The sequence below is a fragment of the Allofrancisella heilbronnii genome, from assembly GCF_000710735.2.
In the GTDB taxonomy this organism is placed as follows: Bacteria; Pseudomonadota; Gammaproteobacteria; order Francisellales; family Francisellaceae; genus Francisella; species Francisella frigidaquae.
Window position 1 is genome coordinate 126,278 of sequence record NZ_CP144673.1, and the last position, 19,881, is coordinate 146,158.

Sequence of the window (19,881 nt, forward strand, 5' to 3'; positions counted from 1 at the left end):
TTTTGCGTTATATTATCTATTATGTTTTTTGTTATCTAATTTGGTTTAAATATAAGGAGAGACGTGATGGCAGCTTTTGAAGAGTATATATATTTTATCATAAAAAACCAAAACAACCTTACAAAGAAAGAATCAAATAAAGTCAAAAGTATTGATTTTAAAGATCTTCAAGGAGGTGTGAATAAAAAATTTGATCCATATAGAGGTTATGTTATAACAATGAAGGACAGTGGAAGAAGTGATTATGATAAAGAAAGCTCAGTAAAAAATATCCTCAATAATAGTACTTATATTCCAAAATTCCTTGCAGAAAGAGGAATCCAAAAAGAATATTTTAACAGTTTTATTTCGTTTCAAAATGAATTAGATGAAGACGTTGGCGAGCTCTATGGACGGCAAAAAGAAGATTTTCGCAAAGTATCTTTATATGAAGATATGATAACTAAAGGATACAATGAAATAATCGAAAGACAACAGCTTTTTAGCTGCATCCATCAGCTATTATTCATACACTTTATCTTATTTATAAATGGGATAAAACATGGCGACATGCATATGAAAAATATTAAATGGATTAAGTTTAATTATGGGAATCAAGCTTTTTTTAATATCAAAGCCTTTGATTTTGGACACGCCATATTAGACTGTAAAGGGGTTTATGGAGGTCAAAGATATGCAGATTTAGATTATCTATTTAAAAGATCTTCTCAAAAAAAAGCTTGTTTTACTACAAACAAACACAATTTTCGTATAGTAGGATTTTTTGAGGGAATATCCCGAAAATTAGACTACTCTAATGAAACCAATCAAGATAGAATGGAAAAACATTTTCCTTTACATCACCTTTTAACAAACCATAATGTAAATAACCTCAGGAGGTTTTCTAAAGAGAATGCTGTTAAATTCCTCGAAATTGAAGGAAATTTTTTGGAAAAAAACTTACGAAGGATTAACAATAAAAATATAAATAATCAGGAGGCATGCGAAGCTGTATTAAAAGAGTTTATAAGTACATCTGAGAGAATAGTTAATCAGTTAAGGTAAGACCACTAAAAATAGCATTTAGAAGTATACCAAATATCCTAGTACTAAATGAGATTGTAAAGACTGTTGAATAAATAGTTGATTTTTTGAGATTATGGGCCTGTTGAAATCTAATGTTGACAAGCCCAAATTTTGTTAGAATATGTAATAGCTTTGACTTAATCTGACATTGTGTATAAAATAAGATGTCAAATTAAGGAAGAATAAAATGAATGCATCTCAAAAGATAATCAAACCCAAATTAGGTCTGTTAGAATTAGCAAAACAATTAGGTAATGTCAAGCAAGCTTGTAAAGTGATGGGTTACTCAAGAGACAGCTACTATCGCTTTAAAGAGTTATACGATAATGGTGGAGAATTAGCTTTACAAGAAATATCCCGTAAGAAGCCATTAGAGAAAAATAGAGTTGAGGCACATATTGAGCAAGCAGTAGTTAATATGGCTTATGAATATCCGGCGTATGGACAACATAGAGTATCAAATGAATTAGCAAAGCAAGGAATATTAGTCTCAGGAAGTGGAGTTAGATCTATTTGGCTTAGACATGACTTAGAGAATTTTAAGAAGCGATTAACAGCACTAGAGACCAAAGTAGCTCAAGATGGCTTTATACTTACAGAAGCTCAATTACAAGCTTTAGAAAAAGAAAAAGCTAAAAAGGTTGCTACTGGTGAGATTGAAACGCATCATCCAGGTTACTTAGGATCTCAAGATAGCTATTATGTAGGGTATATAAAAGGTATAGGTAAGATATATCAACAGACATTTGTAGATACGTATACTAGAGTAGGATTTGCTAAGTTATATACAGAAAAAAATGCAATAGTAGCTGCTGATATGCTTAATGATAAGGTATTACCATTCTTTGAGGAACATGGAATAGATCTATTAAGAGTATTAACAGATAGAGGCACGGAATATTGTGGAAAGCTGGAGAATCATTCCTACCAGATGTACTTAAGCATAGAAGACATTGACCATACTAAAACAAAAGCTAACTCCCCTCAAACTAATGGTATCTGTGAAAGATTTCATAAAACTATGAAAAATGAATGTTATGAGACAATGTTTAGAAAAAAGGTTTATTCAACGATTGAGGAGATTCAGCAAGATGTTGATATATGGCTGGATTATTACAATAACGATAGACCACATTCTGGTAAGCACTGTTATGGAAAAACGCCTATGAAAACTTTTATTGACTCAAAACCTTTGGCAAAAGAGAAAAATTTAGGTAATATGTTTGATAAATCTGACACTAGTTTAGAAATAAATTCAGTCTCAAATTAATTGGTGACTGTCAGATCAAGTTTGAGCTACTACATAGAATATGTATAGTAAAAGTTATTTGAAATCTATTTGCTTCAATCTTAAATGTCTTGTAGTACTTGACCCACCAAATTTTTGCCTTACTAGGGAGTAGTATATCCAAATATCAACAATATTAATAAAACATAAAGAAAAACTTTAGAATAGTTGCTCGAGATGCTCAGCATTAAAACATTAATCTTAAATCACCCAAATCGATCAAGATTTCAAAATATATAGATCAATTTGTCTTTGAATTGGGTCTGTAACTATAATCTATATGAAGGAGATTCATTATTTTACAAGCTGTTTAATTTTTAGACACGGCTACCGTGACTTTGAGTTAAGTTACTTTGATAGAGAGTTTAGTAATATATAGAATTTGTCACGTAATTTACTGACCCACATGTATTGTTTTTCGTTGACGAGAAAAAATGTAATCCACTTATGTTTTATGATTTTGTCCTGCTCTAGTTCTTTCATTAATACAGCAAGGTCTTTTATAGTTGATTGTTCTAACGGGCCTTTCACTATATCATTTACTTGATCATTAAACCAGATAAAGGTGGTTTTTTTCCCAAATTCTAAGGGATCATGGTTTGATAGGGCATTTAGTAATACGTAGAATCTATCACGTAATTTACTGACCCACATGCATTGTTTTTCGTTGACGAGAAAAAATGTAATCCACTTATGTTTTATGATTTTGCCCTGCTCTATTTCTTTCATTAATACAGCAAGGTCTTTTATAGTTGATTGTTCTAACGGGCCTTTCACTATATTATTTATCTGATCATTAAACCATATAAAGCATTCTTTTCTCCTGATTTCTAGAGGGTCTGGAAGTGAAACTATAGATAGTTCAGGTGCGCCTTTACTATTTATCGCAGCTAGAAGATTGTCTTTATTGACCTCAGGGATATTTTTAACCCCCTCGACATACACTTTAACTGTCTCAGCATGATCTTGATGTAAGGCTACGCACAATCCTGGTGTGCCATTACTACATTTCGCAGCTAGAAGCATTTCTTTATTAATCCCTGGTATGTTTTTAACCCCCTCGACATACACTTTAACTGTCTCAGCATGCCCTTCTTGTAAGGCCATGTACAATCCTGGTGTGCCATTACTACTTTTCGCAGCTAAAAGCATATCTTTATTAATCCCTGGTATGTTTTTAACACCCTCAATATACACTTTAACTGTCTCGGCGTGACCGTTTTGTAAAGCCATGTACAACCCGGGATAACCCTTATTACTTTTCGCAGCTAAAAGCATTTCTTTGTTGATCATGGGAGCCATAGGTATGTCTTTAATACTTCCAATGTATGCTTTAACAGCCTCAGCATGCCCTTCAATGAGCGCTAAAGATAATAAGTTATTTACTTGTTGTTGTGGGAATATTGTATGTTTTTCATCTATGCTAAAGTAAGCTGCATTATAAGTTTGAGCTTGAACATTTTTAAATTCGCTAATATAAATAGCCTCGTCATTTACATTAGAAGGTAACTTATCATAAAGATTTGTATAAATATCTGTATATATTAGCTGATAAGAAATAGGCAAAAGTTTCACGTTATAATCATGATTAATTAGATGCACCCCTTCTTTTTTACTGCCACCTATTGTTATGATATGGCGACCATTAGATAGAGAAAAAGCTATTGGTGTATTGCTTAGAATTATTTTTCTGTATAATTGTTTAGCTACTTCTAATGTAAAAATTGTCAAATTACTAGAGTGAAGATATATATTACTACTATCATTAGCTTTGAAAAAGTCTATAGATTTCTGGTAGTTTTGGATGCCGAAGCGATATTTGTTATCTTTGTCAAGGGATTTTGTGTCTAACCCATAATATACTTGAACTCCGTCAAACCAGCTTAAGATATCTAGTAATTGATGATCATTATAAGTTAGATAATTTCTTGTATTTTTGTTACATCTTTTTTCTTGGGCTTTTTCTATGTCGTGCTTTAACCAATATAAAGCTATATTTTTTTGAGGGTCATCAGCAACGTTTTCATAGTTATATTCAATAATGTCATTGTCTACTCGTATTTTGAAAGAATACGGTGTTCTAATTACTAAGCCTTCATATTTAGGGTCCTTAGCTTTGCTTATATCATCCACTTCTTTTATATATTTAATTTTAGAATAATAAGAATCAATTAGGTCTAAACGGTCTCTGTACGTTTTAAAATCATTTCTAAGGATTGCTTGTATGGCCATAAAAGCTATTCCATAGCACATTCCATTCTGGTTTATTTTATAACCAAGCATTTTTTGTAAATCAAGAGTAGACAGTTTCATTTGAAGCCTTAATTAAAATCTTAGTATTATTATTTTATTAAAAATTTTTAACAAAAAACATTATAGTAATTGATAATACGTATTAAATTTTATGGCTTAATTTGTTTAACATAATTAGCTATTGCTGCTTCTGAGTATCCTAATTCAAGCATAAATGTCTATGGGACATTTTTAGTTCCTTTTCATTTATTTAACCTTCACAAACCTAATAAACTACTTCTGAAACTCTCTTTCAACTATTTTAAAACTTTCAGAATACAATCTAGCTTTTATAAAAATGTTGACAATATGACTCCATTTGAGAGAATTAAAATATATTTATGTTGAATCAAGTAAATCATTGTATACAGGTACTGCGTATTTTTAGCCATATGCTTTTTGTGTCTGATGTATCGGGGTACTTATACATGTTTATCGAATAGGGTAGTGAAATGATAAAAAGATATGATGTAGCAGAGATCTCAAAAATTTGGGCAGATGAAAATAAATACGCTAAGATGCTTGAGGTTGAGTTAGCTATATTAGAAGCTTTAGAAGATAAAATGGTACCAAAAGGTACAGCTGCTGAAATTAGAGCTAAAGCAGCAATTAGACCAGAAAGAGTTGATGAGATTGAGAAGGTAACAAAGCATGATATTATCGCTTTTTGTACTTCTATAGCTGAGCAGTTTACAGCTGAAACAGGCAAATTTTTTCACTTTGGTGTTACATCATCAGATATTATTGATTCAGCTCTTAGTTTACAAATTCGTGAATCTATGGAGTATGTTACCAAGGACTTAGAAGCTCTTTGTGATTCATTACTTGCAAAAGCTCAACAGACGAAAGAAATTATCACTATGGGTAGAAGTCATGGTATGTTTGCAGAACCCATGAGTTTTGGTCAAAAATTCTTAGGTGCTTATGTGGAATTTAAACGCAGACTAAAAGATCTTAAAGAGTTTCAAAAAGATGGGCTTACCGTACAGTTCTCAGGTGCTGTTGGTAACTATTGTATTTTAACTACGGAAGATGAGAAAAAAGCTGCTGATATACTAGGCTTGCCAGTCGAGGAAGTTTCTACGCAAGTTATTCCTAGAGATAGAATTGCTAAATTAATATCAATTCATGGGCTTATAGCTTCAGCTATTGAGAGACTAGCAGTTGAGATTAGACATTTGCATAGAAGTGATGTTTTTGAAGTTTATGAAGGTTTTTCAAAAGGGCAGAAAGGTTCTTCTACTATGCCGCATAAGAAAAATCCAATCTCTACAGAAAACTTAACAGGTATGGCTAGAATGCTTAGATCACATGTATCTATTGCTTTAGAAAATTGTGTGTTATGGCATGAAAGAGACATTTCACACTCTTCAGCAGAGCGTTTTTACCTGCCTGATAATTTTGGTATTATGGTTTATGCACTACGTAGAATGAAAAGTACTATAGATAATCTTGTAGTACAAAAGGACATTATTGAAGGTAGGGTAAGAAGTACAAGCGCATATTTATCAAGCTTTTATCTTCACTTCTTGGTTGCAAATACTCCATTTATGCGTGAAGATTGCTACAAGATCGTGCAGCAAGTAGCGTTTGATCTGAAATCAGGAGAATCTTTCTCTATAAATTTACAAAAAGTTATGCAAGATGGGCATAATATTACTCTTGATATACCAGAAATGGATTTTGAAGGTATCAAAAAAACGTATCTAAAAGAGATAGAACATGTATTTGAGAGAGCTGTAAAAGCTTAATCTAAATTTCTATCTTTACTCATATTAGTTTTATACAAGTGGACTTTAAGAAAATCTAGATTATACTAACTTAGTATAAGTTTTTTATAATAAATTTTACCTTTTTATCGTGCTATATAGACAAATAAAATATGTGCTTAACATACCAAGACAAACAGTATATATCCTGATTATATATAGTTTATTGTTAGGGTTTCTTTCTCTTGCAGTTCCTATATCTGTACAAACTCTAGTAAATTTGGTTGGCGTTAGTTTGTCTGTTAGGCCTGTAATTTCATTGATAACAATTTTATTTATCTTACTTACAGCATCTTTTTTTGTAAGGATTTTTCAGTTAAAGCTAGTAGAAGACCTTCAAAGAAAGGTGTTTGTGAATACGCTACTTAGAATAATTTCTTGCATTTATAAAGTTGATTTTAACGATTTGATGAAAATAAATGTAAGAGAGAAACTAAATAGAATATTTGAGCTTAAATTCTTACAAAAATCTATAGCAGTTATTTTTATAATCTTACTGGATATTTTCCTTCAAACACTATTTTGTGTAATTATTTTGGCTTTTTATCATCCCATGTTTTTGGTTTTTGATATTTTACTTGTGTTATGTATAGTTTTAGCCATATTTTTGCCAATGAAGGCTGGTTATGAAGCTGGGCTTTCTGAGTCTACAGCAGTTTATAACGTAGTGGAATGGTTTGAGGAGAAAACAGCAGAATTTTTATCTTTTAGACAAAGGCCGATTGAAATGTCTGTCCAGAAAATTGATACGAAATTATGTGATTATTTGGATTCTAGATCAAAGTTTTTTAGTGTGATACTTAGGCAACATATATACATAGGACTGACATACATATTGATTAATATTTTGTTGTTGGGTATAGGAAGCTATCTTATTATCAATGGGCAGTTATCAATAGGCCAGCTTATAGCAGCTGAGTTATTAGTTAATATTATGCTTTTAGGACTCCTTAAATTTAGTCAGTACTTATATGATTGTTATGGATTTTTAGTTGGAGTCAGAAAGGTTTTAGATCTGTTAGAAATAGCTAAAAAAGAAGAGATACCACAAGAGCATCAAGCAGCAGTTTTAGCAGCTAAGATTACGGATGTTGAAATTAAACTAAATGAACATAACTATCTTCTAGATTTTAAAAGTAATATTATTAATACTTTGTCATTACCTACAGTAAACGCGCAGACTCTTTTAAATAGTTTTTTTGATGATACAGCTAAAGAGGTTATCAAAATAGATAAAGTTTGTATTAGAAACTATAAAAAGGAGCAATTAGGTAAATTTTTACATATCGCTAGTGGTGTTGAAGTTGTTTCAGGGACAGTTTTAGACAACTTATGTGAGTCTGGTTATTCGCAAGCTAAGTTAAGGTATTTAAGTGAGTTATTGGAAATTTTTGATATAAGTTTTCTTGAACAGTATTTTGAGCAGAAAATAGACTCCCAGATAGTGAAATATAACCTTGAGTTTGACACTCTGGTATTACTAAAGGTAAATATCATAAGAGCAATTTTAAAACAACCAAAGCTTTTGATACTGATCGATTCATATGGTTTAACTAATAGGTGTAAGGATAAGACGGTAGTTCAGATTCTTGAAAACCTTATGGTACCTACGTTAATCATATCTATAGAGTAAAAAGGTGTTTTTATGCAATTAGAATCAAGCAAAATGCTAAAAAGAGATCCTAGCTTAAAGAGAGTAATATTTTTAGTTGTATTATGTATTTTTGGAACGGTCATGACTTTAGCTATGATACCTTGGCAACAAACAGTTGATGGCTATGGTGAGGTGACAACACGTTCACCATCTGATAGGCAACAAAATATTTCAGCACCAATTGGTGGTAGGCTAGGAACATGGTATGTTGTTGAAGGAGATGTTGTCAAAAAAGGAGATCCTATCGTAGAAGTTCTGGATTTGGACCCAGAAGTTGTATCTAGACTTGAAGAAGAAAAAGAGGCTATAGAGTTAGGTATTAAATCAATTAAGCTTGCTATTGAAAATACTAAGAAAAATATAAAAAGACATGAATATTTAGTTGAAAAGGGTGCCAGTACACAGAGGATATATGAGCAAGCTCAAATGGAGATGGTTAATTATACTAAAGATCTTGCTAATGCTAATGTTGATCTGGCAAAAATCAAGGTTCAAATTGCTAGGCAAAAAAGCCGCCTTGTCACAGCACACGCTGATGGAGTAATCGTTGACCGTATGCATGGGTTTGGAGGGGTTATAGTCAAAGAAACTGATACTCTAGCAACTATTGTCCCAGAGAGCGCCTCAAGGATTGTCCAACTATGGGTAAATAGCATGGATATTCCGCTTATTAGTATTGGTGATAAAGTGATGCTCCAGTTTGAAGGGTGGCCAGCTATACAGTTTAGTGGCTGGCCTCAGGTTGCTATAGGAACTTTTGAAGGAGAGGTTATCTTTATATCTCCTCAAGACAACTTTCGCGGTCAATTTAAAGTTTTTATAAAACAAAGTGGAAAACGAGACTGGCCATCGCCAAATGTTTTACGTTTGGGCACAAAGGTCCATGGTTGGGTTTTACTGGGAGATGTTAGTCTTGGTTATGAACTATGGCGTAGATATAATGGTTTTCCTATAAATCTTAACAGTAGTGAGTTATATATTAATATGTACGAGGAGCAAGAGACTAAAAAAGTATAAGGATATAACTAGTTACACTTAGGTTAATTTGTAGGTTTAGACTGATTTTAAGCTAATGATCTTTTTTTATACTTTATAGTGCACTATAATTTTACAAGTAATTTATTTTATTAAAAACTTATAGGGTGCTTTGTATGGATAAAAACATGGTCAAGCATATAGCTAAGCTATCTAATTTCGAGTTAAATGAGCAACAGCTAGAGCATTACACAAAAGATCTTACAAATATCTGTGAGATTCTAGATACGGTTAAAGATTTTGACGCTAAGGGAGTTGAACCAATGGTGTCACCTATAGAAAAGAACTTTAAATTTCGTCAAGATGTTCCACAAGACCAAGATAATAGAGCAAGTTTTGAGAAATTCGCTTGCGAAATCGTAGATGATTATTTTATGGTGCCACAAGTTGTTAAGTAGGATAAATAATGTCATACATTAAAAAGTTAAGAAAAAGATTAGATAATAAAGAAGTAAGCGCAGCAGATTTAGCTAAAAGTTATTTAGAAAAGATAAAGGTTTTCGACAGAGATATAAATTCTGTTATAACATTATGTGAGAACGAAGCTTTAAAAGAAGCTCAAGAGGCTGATAGTGCAATATCTAGAGGTGAGCAAAAACTACTTACGGGTATTCCTATATTGCACAAGGACCTTTTTTGTACCAAGGGTATTAAAACTACAGCTGCTTCAAAGATGTTAAGTAATTTTATATCTCCTTATGATTCTACAGTTACTAAAAAATGTAAAGACCAAGGGATGGTAACTTTAGGTAAGCTTAATATGGATGAGTTTGCTATGGGTTCAGCAAACGAGTATAGTTATTACGGAAGCGTCAGTAATCCTTGGGATTTAGATCGAGTTCCAGGTGGTTCATCAGGTGGATCAGCGGCAGCTGTTGCTGCAGGATTTGCCCCTGTTAGTACTGGTTCTGATACGGGTGGGTCTGTCAGGCAACCAGCAAGTTTTTGTGGGCTAACGGCTATGAAACCCACCTACGGAAGTACTTCAAGGTTCGGCATGGTGGCTTTTTCATCTTCTTTTGACCAAGCTGGTATATTTGGTCATTATGCTGAAGACGTTGCTATTATGTTAGATACTATTTCTGGAGATTGTGAGTTTGACTCTACGTGTGTAGGTGTTCCAGAAAACCATTTTACTAAAGATTTAGAGAAAGATATTGCTGGTAAGATAATAGGAGTCGATGAAAGTCTATTAGAAGGTCTTGCTGGTGAATTTCAGTCTGTGATACAAAATTCTATAGATAATTTTAGAAAAATGGGTGTTGAAATTAGGTCAATTAAAGTACCTAGTTTAAAAGAAGCTTTGTCAACTTATTATATTATTACTCCGGCTGAAGCTGCGGCGAACTTAGCTAGGTACGATGGGGTAAGATACGGTTATCGTAATGACAAAGCTAGAGATTTGGAAGAATTATATAAACTATCAAGAACAGAAGGTTTTGGTCAAGAGGTTAAGCGTAGGATTATGATAGGTAATTATGTGTTGGCTTCTAGCCAATATGACTCTTATTATAATAAGGCTCAGCAACTACGTAGAATAATGACAAATCAGATGAATGAAATATTTTCTAAAGTTGATGCTATCTTTATGCCAACATCACCATCAGAAGCTTTTAAAAAAGGCGAAAAGTTAGACCCTGTATCAGCTTATTTGTCAGATATTTATACTATTCCAGCAAATATTTCTGGTTTGCCAGCTATTTCATTTCCTATAGGTTTTGTTAATAAGTTACCGATAGGTGGTCAGCTTATAGGGAGAGCTTTTAATGATGGTGTGTTGACGCAGTTAGTAACACAGTATCAAAAGCAAACTGGCGTTGATGACTTTATTTTACAACAAGCGAGGGTTTAATTGTGAATTGGGAAATGGTAATAGGACTAGAAGTCCATATTCAATTAAATACTAAATCTAAGCTATTTTCATCATCTGCAACGAAATATGGGCAGCATCAAAATTCACAAGCTTCATTTTTAGATTTAGGATTGCCAGGAACTTTACCTGTGGTTAATAAAGAAGCTATTCGTAAAGCGATAATTTTTGGTTTAGCAGTTGATGCAAAGATTTCAAAAGATAGCTTTTTTGCGCGTAAAAATTATTTTTATCCGGATCTTCCAAAAGGCTATCAGATTAGTCAGTCTAATAATCCTATAGTACAAGACGGTAAACTTGATATTCAAACATCAAAAGGTGACAAAGTTATCCGTATAGAAAGAGCTCATATTGAAGAGGATGCTGGTAAATCCATACATGGTTATGTGGCCGGCGAAACGGGGCTAGATTATAATCGTGCAGGTACACCTCTTTTAGAAATAGTAACCTATCCTGATTTTAGGTCAGCTGAAGAGGTTGTAGTATATCTAAAAAAATTACATCAATTGGTTAAGCATTTGAATATCTGTGATGGTAATATGCAGGAAGGATCATTTAGATGTGATGTTAACCTTTCTATTAGACCACAAGGTCAAGCAGAATTTGGTACTCGAGCAGAATTAAAAAATATAAATTCATTTAGATTTATAGATAAAGCTATTGAGTATGAATATGCTCGTCAGGTGGCAGTATTGGAGTCAGGCGGGGTAGTTATCCAAGAGACTAGACTTTATGATGCTGATGCTAATGAAACTCGCTCTATGCGTGCAAAAGAAGATGCTTTTGATTATCGTTATTTTCCAGATCCTGATTTATTACCACTAAAGATAACAGATGAGTATATCGAAGAAATAAAAAGCCAGATGCCTTTAAAACTAGAGCAGCGTGAAGAGTTGTACCATAAGCATTTAGGGGACCAAGAGGTTGAGTTTTTACTTTCTAATTTGGAGCTGGCGGACTACTATGATAAGCTTATCCCAAAGTTTGATTATAAGCTTGCATATAATTGGTTAACGGTTGATTTGATATCTATATTAAATAGACTGGAAAAAGAGTTTAGTGCAGCTGTTCTGCCAGCTGATATTTTAGGTCAAATTATAGAGTCTGTGCAGAAGGATGCTATTTCCCAAAAGGCAGCTAAGCAGGTAATGTCTAGCTACATCGAGAGTCCAAGAAATATTGAGACAATAATAGAAGATCTTGGACTAAAACAAGTTTCAGATGAGGGTGCAATCCGTGAATTGGTGCGGGAGATAATCAAAGCAAACCCGCAGCAGGCTGATGATTTTAAAGCGGGTAAAACTAAACTTATGAGTTTTTTTGTCGGTCAGGCTATGAAAGTTAGTAAAGGCAAGGCAAACCCTAAGCAAGTTAATCAAATTGTCCAAGAAGAATTAAATAAATAGGTGAAATCTGTGAATACAAATAAATTTTATTATGACCTTATGAAGCTTAATATTTTAAGTAGTAACTACGTTGAAGATAGTTATAAAGTAGCTTGGGAAGGCAACGTTTACCCTTTTTTTCATGATAGTAAGTATGAATTTCATTATGAAGTCGCTAAATTTTTTGACAGAGTTGATGAAAAAGATATGGATAAGCTATGCGAGCTTCTTGATGATTATGTCGATGAGAAAGCTGACTTTACTGGATTTGAACAGAAAGTCGAAAAAATTGTCGGTAAAGGTAATGTTTTTTATGTTTTACATTATATTTTTCAGTCTGGTCAATACAAAGCGCTTTTAGATAATTTACAGCTTAACAAGACCCACTTTAGTCAACATTTTATCGATCGTTTTGAAGTTAGTGGTTATTGGAACTAAATTTTAATACCCAGATTCCATTTTAAGGTACAACGAAGTTTAAAACAATTTCATAAATTTAATCTAAAAACCATCCAAGGCCGCTAGAGATATATAAGCATTTAGTATTTTAAGATTATTCTCCCTTTACTTGATAATGATTATCATTATTGTATAATGGTAAGATATTTTTTAAAATAGGATTTATGTGAAACAGGTAGGATTTATTGGTTGGCGCGGTATGGTAGGCTCAACCCTTGTAAGAAGAATGTTAGAAGAAGGTGATTTTAATTCTATAAAGTCTGTATTTTTTAGCACTAGTTTATATGGTCAAAAAGCTCCAGAGATTAATAACCTTGCTAGAACTATAGAAAATGCTTATGATCTAGGTAAACTCTTAGATATGGATATTATTGTAACTTGCCAAGGCAGTGAATATACCCAAAAAATATTGCATAAATTAAATCAAAAAGGTTGGCAAGGTTTTTGGTTGGATGCAGCTTCTGAGAAACGTATGAACGATGATAGTACCATAGTCTTAGATCCTGTAAATCATGAAGTTATTTATGAGTCTATAGAAAAAGGGATAAAAAATTTTATAGGCGGAAATTGTACTGTAAGTTTAATGATGCTAGGGATTCATGGATTAATTAAATCTAATTTGATTAGATCTATCTCCAGTATGAGTTATCAAGCTGTATCAGGATCTGGAGCAAAAGCTATTAATGAATTGATCCAGCAAAGTAACCTGATAATTAAAAGTATTAAAGATCCAAAAGAATTATCTTTTTATGAAACTGTTAACCAAAAAGGATTTCCTTGTTCAGAATATTTCGCGCCAATAGCATTTAACTTAATTCCTTTTATTGATTCAAAATTAGAGAATGGTCAAAGTAGAGAAGAATGGAAGGCTCAAGCCGAATTAAATAAAATTCTCAATAGAAATAAACCTATATTAGTAGATGGCATTTGTGTACGAGTACCAGTTTTTAGAGCGCATAGTCAAGCTCTTACGATTGAACTTGAAAGAGAATGTTCTATAGAAGTTTTAGAAGATATTATTTCATCTGCTAACCCCTGGGTTAAACTAATAGAAAATACACCACAAGCAACAGCTAAATATTTAACCCCTCTAGCTGTAACCGATACTTTAGACATCGCTGTAGGAAGGCTCAAAAAGACAAACTTATCAAATAAACACATACAGCTTTTTACCGTTGGAGACCAGCTACTATGGGGTGCTGCAGAACCGCTTAGAAGAGCGTTAAAAATTATTTTAAACGTTGTGTGAGGTTTTTTGATTATTTAGTTTCTTTAAAAAGAAATAAGCTATTAAAAAACCTGGGATGGAAATAGCCACACCTAACTGAAAAGCATGCTATAGCCTATATTTGCAGCTAAGAAGCCACTTACAGACATTCCTAATATATATATTAGAAGTTCAAAACAAATTAAGATCGTAAAGTCTGTTCCAGCTTGTTTTTTTGAACTAAACTTCATAAATATAGTATATAGAACAATCATTTCCATAAGGCGTGAAGTTATATTTAATAAATAAAGCTTATATAAGTCTTAGTATAATTACCAACAAAAAATAAACAAAAATAACACCACTTCTTGTTAAAAATAGTTATTAACTGTTAATTTTACTATATATGAAATAATTCTTTTAATTGATAATATATCTTCATAACCAAAAATTGAAAAAACTGGTTCGGTAAAGTAGAGCCAAATCGGTTCATATAGACTACATATCCAGTACTAGGAAATTGTCGATACTAAAGTTAAGAGATATAAAGTACCAACGAAAAGGGAAACTAGATATGCAAAAAATACAAATAAGTGAAGCAGAGTATGTCGCAATTAAAGCGTCCAATCATATAGCTAAAGGGGTTAAGAATATTTTAGGTGTGGCTGTTAATAAGACCCAACTTAAAGACTTAGATAAAGCTGTAATGATTAAAAAATTACAAGAATATGAGAGAGTTAAGTATTATTGGTCAAATGCAACGCGATTAAATGAGCAGCAGAGCCAAAACGCAAAAAAATACAGTAACCTTCGTCGTATCCAATTTGGAAGTGATAAGCGTATGCTTGGAGATGATTTACAGTCTTTAAATAGGCTTGATGGCTTGATAAGCCGAAAGGAAAATGGAAAAATTAGCAAAGTTGAGGAGGAGCAACTTAACAAAATATTTGAGCATCGTCGAGAAAGGTTTGGCGTAGAGCAACTTATGCCAGGAGAAAAGGAAAAACTTAAAAAGTTTGATTCTGATATGTCAAGAACATATTTTAATATGGATCGTGATACTTTCTTTACCTATGGTAAGGAGGTGAAAACTCCTTTAGAAGGGTCATATCAATCGATGCCAACTAGACCTTTACGAATTGCTATGGCTGTTTTTACATCTGCAGAAGAAAATCCAAGTAAAACAACTTCAGGTATGTGTCAAGAATTTTCTTCTGCCTGCTATGCGTTAATGAGAAGGATATTTGTTAAAGGCCATGTTAATGTTTCTTGGGCCTATAACCACTGTATGAACCATTATTATACTATTCTTAGTTTTAAAAAATATCAACGTGAAGATAATTCATTTACACGTTTTGTGCCAATAGGAGACTCAATAGACTGGAGAACTGAAAATGGACGTAAGGATGCTTTTGAGAATTACGAGCATATTGTAATAGACCCATGGATAACTGAATCAGAACCATATTCTATAAAATTAGAACATAGTATTTATTATAACCTTTTTGAATCTATTGTGGATAAAAGGAAGGATAAAAAAACTGATATTCTAAGTTCTGAATTATCGAAAGGTTCAGCTGGACTGTTTGGTTCTGATGACTTATTTTTCCTTAAAGTTTATAATGGCAAAGTAAATCTGACACCAGAGTTAGCTATTAAAATTTTAGGGGGAGTAACTGAAAAAAGAATGTTAGGTTCATACTCAAAATTAGCAACTGAAGGTATAAAAAATGGTATGCATAATATTGAAAATAAACACAGTAGGGAGATTGAAGAGATTGTAAATTCGTTAAAAAGCAATCATGATGTTCCAATGTTCTATGGCAATTGCGACCTACTGAATGAAAAATACGAAGAAGGAATACTCTATTGTAAAAAACAAAAAATTGGTTTTGAATTTAAGGGTTTATAGGCTTTATTAACTATAAGTACTAGTTTTAGAGTTCCTAGTTTAGGATCTTACAATCGTTTGTAGCTTAGTTTTTTTAAAAAGAAATAAGCTATTAAAAAACCTGGGATGGAAATAGCTCCACCTAACGTGAAAAGCATGCTATAACCTATATTTGCAGCTAAGAAGCCACTTACAGACATTCCTAATATATATATTAGAAGTTCAAAACAAATTAAGATCGTAAAGTCTGTTCCAGCTTGGTTTTTTGAACTAAATTTCATAAATATAGTATATAGAACAATCATTTCCATAAGACGAGAAGTCATATTTAGTAATACTATACTAAATATTATTGTAGAGTTGTCGATTCCACTAAAGCTAATAAAACCAAGAGAAAAATAGCAAAAACCGCGTATTATAGCTAATAAAGTTAATAATGCTGTTTCCTTATAAAAATTAAATAGATAGCTAATTACAGCAGCACCAAAGATTCCTATAATAGCACTACCAGTTCCCATTACCACACCTATTGTGCTTAAAGGAATATGCAAGTCTACCAAAAACGATGATTGCATACCCATTACCAGTCCTTCACAGGCTCTGTAGCTTAGGCAAATTATTAAAAGAGTTCTTGTTTCAGTTCTTTTAAAAAAGGATTTTATAGAGGGTATATTATGTTGATATTGGACATTTTCATTTTTTTCTTTGATAGAGAACATATATAAGCAAATACCAATGCTTAGAATAGCTAAATATAAAATTATCTCATGCCAACCAAGTATATTATATAAAGCAATTAAGGATGCACCTCCTACTAAACTACCTAAGGTTGTGCCAATTACTCTATAGAAATTACTCCATTGTAAGTTTTTAGCTTTAGTTTGTTCAATTGAAAATCCGTCAACAGCAATATCTTGAGTTGCTGCAATAGTCGACAGTATAAAAGCAAATAAGAAAATATAGTTTGTATAATCTTTAGGATTATAAATGAAAAATATTAGAAATAGTAATATAGTAAAAAATTGCATTATTAAAAACCAACTTCTTCTTCTACCTATTTTATGTATGTATTTTCTATCTACAAATGGAGCCCATAAAAATTTTATAACCCATGGTAATAATAAAATACTGAAAAGCCCGATTCTTTCTAAAGAAACTCCTTCAGACCTTAAAATGGTAGGCAACCCAAAAGTACAAAAATATAAAGAAATAGCTTGAGCTAGGTATAATACTATAAGGTCAAAACTTTGTTTTTTCATATTAAGTTACCTTCTATAAGTATTTGATAAGCTTTTTCTTTTGCAGAAGAGATATCTTTGACTGCTATACAATTAAAAGGCATGCCTTTATCCATAGCGGGAGTATTGATCTTTTTTATCATAATAGGGTCTTGAGTAACTCTAATCATACCAAGGCACCATTTGGCAAGCTCTGATTTTGCCTGTTTAAACCACTTTGCTTGCTTTATTCTAGCTTTATGTTCAAACTGATAGTTTTCAGAGAAAGTGCTGATTATTAGAAACTTTTGTTGCCTTCTAAGAATTTCACTACAATTATCAAGCCAATCAAGAGCGTCCTTATAAGTTGGGTAGCTACCAAAATGCATATTAACAATAGGCCACTTTGTTGTATCACATTCAATCATAATTCTTTCCCAACATTAAAAGAGTCTTTTGAGCAAATAAATAAATACGCTTGTTTTTCTGGCAGATTTATTTGGCCTTGGTTCTTATAGCCTATTTTAGGTGCTATTTTCTGAAATGGTATAACTCTAACATCAGGTTCAAAAACCACCTTATCAGCGCCTAATTCAGAAAAGCAATATTTACTAAGAGCTTCAACGAGTAGTTTTGAATACCCTCTGCCAATAGCATCTTCAGGGCCTATTAAAAGATGCCAACCGTAGTCATTATCATTAGCAAGAAAATATTCAGCGATTCGATCTTTTTTAGCATTGTAAATTTCTGCATATGCAATTTCTCTACCATCTATTGACAACATAAATAGATTTTGATTGGTGTTTGATAACATGTTACAAAAATGTTTCTTTAGGTGTTCTTTAGGCTTATCAAGATTCCAGAATTTAGCCACATGTGGTTTATTCATCCATTTATGAATAGTGTCTAAGTCTTTCTCAAGGCAAAAAGGCCTAAATGATACTTTGTTGTAGTAGAACTCTTGGGTATTTATTTCTTTGAAACGTTTGCCAAGGTAAAGAGGATTTTCAAGTTGACCTGTTGAGATAACTTTAGGTCTAGAAGAATAATCCCCATATCCAACCTCAAATATTCTTAATCTGTTTAAGCAAAGTTTCTCAAAGCTTTTTTTATATAAATCAAAACGTTTAAAACGAGCTTTTAATTCTGGATTACTAGTCTGGTAGCGTTCAACACATTCGTGTAGTTTTTGATAGAAATATAATTCTGGAAAGTTAAGCTTATCAGCAAGTATTGTTGATATGTATCTGTAATGGACCACAAAGAGACCAGTATGAATAAATTGCAGTAAATAGTCATCATCTACTTGAGGGATGGCATCTTTTACTTCTTGTGGTAATGTAGCTAATTCTTCAACTGGGTTTTTACATATATTAATATCGTCAACGAAATCTTTCATAGCCAGACCAACGGGAAGATTATTTTCAATAATTAATATACTATTCTCACCATGTGGTGAAAATACCATGCCATATTTATATAAAAAGTGAAGCAAAGCAGGAATAGTATTCTCAAAAAATATATCTAACCATTGACTTACATTAAGAGAGGACTCTTTTATCATTTCACATAGTACACTTTTACCATCAGGGTCAATGTAAGTTAAAGCTGCCATAGTTATAGCTTTTTCATTGTTTTTAAGCCTAGAATGAATGCTTTCTCGCCATATTGCTCCTAGTTGCTCAGTAAAGTAGTAAGGAGATTCTGATATGTCTGAGTAATAAGGATGTTTGCAGTATGCACTTGCCAATTCACCTAATAAAATAAAGTTACATGTAGATAGAAGGTCATCTTCTTTGGCTATCGTTTTAACCCATTCTGTAAGCATCGGAGCATTGATGGTTTGGTTTTTAGGTAATCCTCTATAAACAGCAGTGTTTAATATATTAAGAGGGAGCTTTATACTGTGCTTTTCTGGGTGAGATATGTTTGAAAGAGTCCTTATAGATTGCATAGCTAAATGCTGATCTGTAGATTCGCCTAGAAATATGATTTCACCATCAGCTATGTATTTGGTAAATTGTTGTTTTAGGATATTTTCCCATTGCCATGGATGAACTGGTAAAACAAAGTAATCATCAGGATTTTTATTATTTGTCATAATAGTTTTATTAAAACTTTCTAAAATATCAGGGTGTATCTCTTTTTGCGTTATTTTTGAATAGCTTAGATTGGAAATACATGAGAATGTTATTAGATCTTTATTTATCGCAACCCAGGGTAGGTTTATAACTTTTTGCATTTCTGGAGCATAATTGGCATGATCAGAAGAATTAAAACCAATACGACCTTTGTTAATAACAAACCATGGATGTCCTGTCATATTACCTTCTATATAAGCATAAGGGAGCTTATAGACCTCGCTAGCAGAGACCTTATCTTTTTGTAAGATAGCAATATCTGCATATATAGTATTATTTAATTCTTTTATAAAATGAGCAGTTGTTACAGGATTGATTTTAGTTATAGGTAAAGTATCTATAATAAGTTTTATAGCATCATCAGCAACTTCTGAGCAGTCATTTTCGTGTCTTATGGTGGAGTTTTGGTGAACGATCAAATTACCATAAATTCTTTTAGTAGCTTTAAATTTATAATATATAGCTGGTGTTATTTTTATGGTATAGATCTCTTGATCAGCATCGTTTTGAACTGGAGCAAAAATTCCTTCATAACTAAATTCGGAAATTATTTTTTCTAGAAGTCGTGTGCTTGCTAATTTATAGTAATTTATTTTAGTATTCATAGT

Annotated in this window: 15 protein-coding genes; 11 read left to right on the forward strand and 4 right to left on the reverse strand. The window is 32.3% G+C overall.

Translation table 11 applies throughout. The features are described 5' to 3' along the window. The first annotated feature begins 66 nt into the window (after positions 1–66). On the forward strand, positions 67–1,044 hold the full coding sequence (locus tag FRA_RS00555; RefSeq protein ID WP_035720729.1) for a hypothetical protein: 978 nt from the start codon (positions 67–69) through the stop codon (positions 1,042–1,044). 208 nt (positions 1,045–1,252) lie between these two features. Then, the gene (locus FRA_RS00560; RefSeq protein ID WP_035719039.1) at positions 1,253–2,335 is read left to right on the forward strand and encodes an IS481-like element ISFw3 family transposase; all 1,083 of its coding nucleotides are present in this window, start codon (positions 1,253–1,255) and stop codon (positions 2,333–2,335) included. A gap of 366 nt (positions 2,336–2,701) precedes the next feature. On the opposite strand, the gene FRA_RS00565 is transcribed toward FRA_RS00560, so the two are convergent. Then, the gene (locus tag FRA_RS00565; protein ID WP_051686789.1) at positions 2,702–4,666 is read right to left on the reverse strand and encodes an ankyrin repeat domain-containing protein; all 1,965 of its coding nucleotides are present in this window, start codon (positions 4,664–4,666) and stop codon (positions 2,702–2,704) included. A 431-nt stretch (positions 4,667–5,097) separates the two neighbouring features. On the opposite strand from FRA_RS00565, the gene purB reads away from it, so the two are divergent. The 9 genes from purB (at position 5,098) to FRA_RS00610 (ending at position 15,936) form a co-directional block, all read left to right on the forward strand. Next, positions 5,098–6,396, forward strand: a complete 1,299-nt coding sequence (gene purB, locus FRA_RS00570) for an adenylosuccinate lyase (RefSeq protein ID WP_035720731.1) — start codon at positions 5,098–5,100, stop codon at positions 6,394–6,396. 109 nt (positions 6,397–6,505) lie between these two features. After that, complete coding sequence (locus FRA_RS00575) at positions 6,506–8,047, forward strand: ATP-binding cassette domain-containing protein (RefSeq protein WP_035720734.1); 1,542 nt, start codon at positions 6,506–6,508, stop codon at positions 8,045–8,047. A 12-nt stretch (positions 8,048–8,059) separates the two neighbouring features. Next, a complete protein-coding gene (locus tag FRA_RS00580; protein ID WP_051686790.1) occupies positions 8,060–9,085 on the forward strand; it encodes an HlyD family secretion protein in 1,026 nt (341 codons plus the stop codon). A gap of 134 nt (positions 9,086–9,219) precedes the next feature. Continuing rightward, positions 9,220–9,501, forward strand: a complete 282-nt coding sequence (gene gatC, locus FRA_RS00585; RefSeq protein WP_035720737.1) for an Asp-tRNA(Asn)/Glu-tRNA(Gln) amidotransferase subunit GatC — start codon at positions 9,220–9,222, stop codon at positions 9,499–9,501. Positions 9,502–9,509: 8 nt separating this feature from the next. Continuing rightward, positions 9,510–10,955, forward strand: a complete 1,446-nt coding sequence (gene gatA / locus FRA_RS00590) for an Asp-tRNA(Asn)/Glu-tRNA(Gln) amidotransferase subunit GatA (RefSeq protein ID WP_035720740.1) — start codon at positions 9,510–9,512, stop codon at positions 10,953–10,955. 2 nt (positions 10,956–10,957) lie between these two features. Next, positions 10,958–12,379 carry an Asp-tRNA(Asn)/Glu-tRNA(Gln) amidotransferase subunit GatB gene (gene gatB, locus FRA_RS00595; protein WP_035720743.1) on the forward strand — a complete coding sequence of 474 codons (1,422 nt, stop codon included), beginning with the start codon at positions 10,958–10,960 and terminating at the stop codon, positions 12,377–12,379. Positions 12,380–12,388: 9 nt separating this feature from the next. Further along, positions 12,389–12,796 carry a hypothetical protein gene (locus FRA_RS00600; RefSeq protein ID WP_035720746.1) on the forward strand — a complete coding sequence of 136 codons (408 nt, stop codon included), beginning with the start codon at positions 12,389–12,391 and terminating at the stop codon, positions 12,794–12,796. A gap of 187 nt (positions 12,797–12,983) precedes the next feature. Further along, on the forward strand, positions 12,984–14,066 hold the full coding sequence (gene asd / locus FRA_RS00605) for an aspartate-semialdehyde dehydrogenase (RefSeq protein ID WP_035720748.1): 1,083 nt from the start codon (positions 12,984–12,986) through the stop codon (positions 14,064–14,066). Positions 14,067–14,598: 532 nt separating this feature from the next. Further along, complete coding sequence (locus FRA_RS00610; protein WP_035720751.1) at positions 14,599–15,936, forward strand: hypothetical protein; 1,338 nt, start codon at positions 14,599–14,601, stop codon at positions 15,934–15,936. 47 nt (positions 15,937–15,983) lie between these two features. Here FRA_RS00610 and FRA_RS00615 read toward each other — a convergent pair whose 3' ends face one another. The 3 genes from FRA_RS00615 to FRA_RS00625 are packed head-to-tail and all read right to left on the reverse strand — an operon-like array spanning position 15,984 to position 19,878. Continuing rightward, positions 15,984–17,174 carry an MFS transporter gene (locus tag FRA_RS00615; protein ID WP_035720753.1) on the reverse strand — a complete coding sequence of 397 codons (1,191 nt, stop codon included), beginning with the start codon at positions 17,172–17,174 and terminating at the stop codon, positions 15,984–15,986. After that, positions 17,171–17,560, reverse strand: a complete 390-nt coding sequence (locus tag FRA_RS00620; RefSeq protein WP_035720756.1) for a hypothetical protein — start codon at positions 17,558–17,560, stop codon at positions 17,171–17,173. The genes FRA_RS00615 and FRA_RS00620 overlap by 4 nt, the downstream gene beginning before the upstream one ends. Next, positions 17,557–19,878 (reverse strand): GNAT family N-acetyltransferase, encoded by a 2,322-nt coding sequence (locus tag FRA_RS00625; RefSeq protein WP_035720759.1) that lies wholly within the window; start codon positions 19,876–19,878, stop codon positions 17,557–17,559. The genes FRA_RS00620 and FRA_RS00625 overlap by 4 nt, the downstream gene beginning before the upstream one ends. Positions 19,879–19,881 lie beyond the last annotated feature (3 nt).

Coding starts and splice junctions, on each gene's coding strand:
- FRA_RS00555 (WP_035720729.1), top strand. CDS start 67: ATGGCAGCTTTTGAAGAGTATATATATTTTATCATAAAAAACCAAAAC.
- FRA_RS00610 (WP_035720751.1), top strand. CDS start 14,599: ATGCAAAAAATACAAATAAGTGAAGCAGAGTATGTCGCAATTAAAGCG.
- FRA_RS00615 (WP_035720753.1), bottom strand. CDS start 17,174: ATGAAAAAACAAAGTTTTGACCTTATAGTATTATACCTAGCTCAAGCT.
- FRA_RS00565 (WP_051686789.1), bottom strand. CDS start 4,666: ATGAAACTGTCTACTCTTGATTTACAAAAAATGCTTGGTTATAAAATA.
- gatC (WP_035720737.1), top strand. CDS start 9,220: ATGGATAAAAACATGGTCAAGCATATAGCTAAGCTATCTAATTTCGAG.
- FRA_RS00620 (WP_035720756.1), bottom strand. CDS start 17,560: ATGATTGAATGTGATACAACAAAGTGGCCTATTGTTAATATGCATTTT.
- FRA_RS00560 (WP_035719039.1), top strand. CDS start 1,253: ATGAATGCATCTCAAAAGATAATCAAACCCAAATTAGGTCTGTTAGAA.
- FRA_RS00580 (WP_051686790.1), top strand. CDS start 8,060: ATGCAATTAGAATCAAGCAAAATGCTAAAAAGAGATCCTAGCTTAAAG.
- FRA_RS00625 (WP_035720759.1), bottom strand. CDS start 19,878: ATGAATACTAAAATAAATTACTATAAATTAGCAAGCACACGACTTCTA.
- purB (WP_035720731.1), top strand. CDS start 5,098: ATGATAAAAAGATATGATGTAGCAGAGATCTCAAAAATTTGGGCAGAT.
- gatA (WP_035720740.1), top strand. CDS start 9,510: ATGTCATACATTAAAAAGTTAAGAAAAAGATTAGATAATAAAGAAGTA.